The organism is Hahella sp. HN01 (assembly GCF_018986435.1).
In the GTDB taxonomy this organism is placed as follows: domain Bacteria; phylum Pseudomonadota; class Gammaproteobacteria; order Pseudomonadales; family Oleiphilaceae; genus Hahella.
The window spans coordinates 1-3,189 of sequence record NZ_JAHMIN010000090.1; the positions used below are offsets into that span (position 1 = coordinate 1).

The following is a 3,189-nucleotide window of genomic DNA, read 5'->3' on the forward strand; positions in this document are numbered from 1 at the left end:
CGAGAACCGTTACGACGCCCTGGGACAGGTGGCGGAAAAACTCAGCTATGACCGCGCCTACGCCGGCCCGGATTATAGCGAAGCGGCGCTGACCCAGTTCGCCAGCGCACAAAGTCAGCCGCGCAGCGGGCGCCTGGTGTATGACGCCAAAGGCCAGGTGCGGTTTGAGATCGACGCGCTGGGCCATGTGACGGAGCGGGAATACGACGCGGCGGGACGGGTGATCGCCACCTATCAGTACAACGGGGCGTTGCCTGCGAACGCGACCTACACCGAAGCGGGCGTGGAGCAATGGCTGCCGCAGGCGGCGGAGTGGTCGAAGCGCACCGGCGCGCTGGTGGGCGGTTCGTCGCGCATTGAGCAGCTGGACGTACCGGAAGCGAGAGACTTTACCGGCAGCGTGAGATCGCGGCAGAGCATTCGGGGCGAGGGCTACGTTGAATTCAGCCTGCCCTCGGAGGGCGTCAATGCCGTGTTCTGTGGTCTGAGCGAGAAGGATGGGGGCACTACCTACGAGGACCTGAACTTTGCGTTTTACCGCAAGCAGGGCGGCGTGGTGCGCTGCTATGAAGACTCGACCAAGGTGAAGGAGCTGGGTGTGCTGCCCGGGGACACCCGTTACCGCATCGAGCTGAAAAACGGCAAGGTCAGCTACTACATCAAACGGGAAGCTGACGCCGGCTTTACGCTGGTGTACGCCTCCGCGAAAGCGGCGGACCCGAGCAAGGCGTACGCCATCGACAGCTCTTTCTATAAAGGCGGCTCCCTGCTGAAAGACGTGGTGATCGGAACGCGGCTGGACGCCCCGGCGGGACGGGTGAACGTCAGCCGCACGATCTACGACGCGCGCGGTCTGGCGCGCTTCAGCCTGAACGCCCTGGGGCAGGTGACGGAGACCCGTTACGACGCGGCGGGCCGGGCGACGCAGACGCTGCGCTACGAAACCGCCTACAGCGGCGCTGATTACAGCGAAGCGGCGCTGGCGCAGTTCGTCGCGGGCGAGACCCGGGCGCAACATGCCTACATGGTGTACGACAGCCTGGGCCAGGCGCGCTTCAAGCTGGATCACCAGGGCCATATCACCGARCTGGAATACGATCACAATGGCCAGGTGACGCGCACCCTGAGTTACGTCGCGGCCTATGACCTGARCCAGCCGCTGACGGCGGCGGCGCTGGAAACTTATGTRCAAGGCCACGCTTCRGCCGGGGACCGGGTGGAGCAGGTCTTCTACGACGCCCGCGGCCTGGAAATCTACCGGATAGACGCCGGCGGACGCCTGATCGAACAGGAGTACGACCAYGCYGGYCGTCTGACCCAYCGCGTGCGCTACGCCGCCAGCCTGAATCTCGGAACCGCCGCGACCCTGACGCACGTGACGCAGGCGGCGGACGCCCATCGCAGCGCGGCGGCGAACCAGCACAGCCGTCGGGTTTACGACGCCCTGGGACGCCTGCGCTACAGCCTGGACGGCGAGAACTACGTCTCGGAAACCCTGTACAACGGACAGGGGCAGGTGACGGAAGAACGCCGTTACGCCGCCCCCTGGACCCAGGCGGCGACCCTGAGCGCCCTGTCGGGGCTGCATCCGGATGCGGAAACCCGCATCACCCGCTACGCCTATGACGACGCSGGYCGYAAGATCAGCCAGTCGCARCGGCTGATGACSGGCGGCGCGGAAACCTGGATTACTGAAAGCTACGCCTACGACGCCCACGGCAAYCGCACGGCGGTGACCGACGCGCGGGGCAACGTCACCACCTTCGCCTACGACGCGGACAACCGCCTGATCGCCAAACTGACGCCGAAAGACTCCATCGACGATGCGGACATCAGCGCCAGCGCGCGCAAAGGCGCSGTGACGCGYTACCAGTACGACGGCTTCGACAACCTGATTCAGGAAAGYCAGTACATCACGGAAGTGTCGATCCATGAACGCACGGCGGCGGATTACGCCACGRCGAACGTCCCGGCGAATAACGACCCGGTGAGYGGWGATCGGCAYACCCGTTACGAATACGACGCCCTCAATCGYCAGGAGCGCATCCGCACGCCGGAACTCAATGGCGTCTCCACGTTGACGCGCAAGGAATACGACCGCTACGGCAACGTCATCGCCCTGATCGAAGCGGAGGGCTCCGCYCTGGAGCGCACCACGCGCTATGAGTTCGACGACCTGAACCGGGTGGTGAARGAAACCAAAGCGTTYGGCGCGGCGAACGCCAGCAGCACCGGCTACGTCTACGACGCCTTCGGTCAGGTGGAGCGGGTGATYGATCCACGCGCCTATGAGATTCTCGACAGTCAAAGCGACTGGGCCAAAGGGGAGCGGGAGCGCTTGCGCCTGCTGGCGGAAAACTATCAGGCCAACCCTGCGGGACTGTGGCAGTCCCAGCAGGCGCAGTGGCTGAAGGACAATGCGTTATTGCTGAGCTTCCTGAGCCGGGAGCACCTGCCYGAGGGCGAGCACCGGGCGTTGCTGCTGCAGATTTACAGCAAATCSCAGACGTTTGACGCGCGGGGCCTGAAAACCTCGGAAACCAACGGCGAAGGCTATACGACATACACGCAATACGAYGCGTTCGGCAACATCATCTCGGTGACCGATCCGAGCGGCGCCACCGGCTACTTCTTCTATGACGCCCTCAATCGCCAGACGCTGCAGRTCAGCGCCGGCGGCGCGGCGAAGGACTTCACCTACAACGCGGCGGGCCAGGTRGTCGCCCAGCGCAGCTGGGCCAACCGGATCAACGCGGCGTYCCTGGCGGGCAAAACCGAGGCGCAGGCGCGGGCGATGCTGACGGCGGACGCGGCGCATGACCAGTTCACCCGCAGCGACTTCGACAGCCTGGGCCGACTGACGACGCAGACGGCGCAAGCGACCTCGGSGCAACAGGTCGTGGAAAGCTACGGCTATGACGCGCAGGGCAACCGGATCAGCTGGACCGACCGCGGCGGCCATGTTTACGCCTACCGTTATGACGCGCAGGGGCGCCTGCTGGAGACCATCAAACCCAGCGTGCGGGTGACCTTCAACGCCGACGCGAGCCTGACCGGAGAGCGGCGTCTGAGCGACCGCAACAGCTACGACGCATTGGGCAACCGCATTCGCGTGGTGGAAGGCGGCTATCGCGATGCGGACGGCTCCTACAAAACCATCAGCGGGCAGACGCGCGCGACGGAATACGT

The 3,189-nt window shown here is 65.0% G+C and carries 1 pseudogene; it reads left to right on the forward strand.

From position 1 onward, the window contains the following. Nucleotides 1–3,189: pseudogene (locus tag KP814_RS32100) on the forward strand (type IV secretion protein Rhs); the annotation flags it as partial.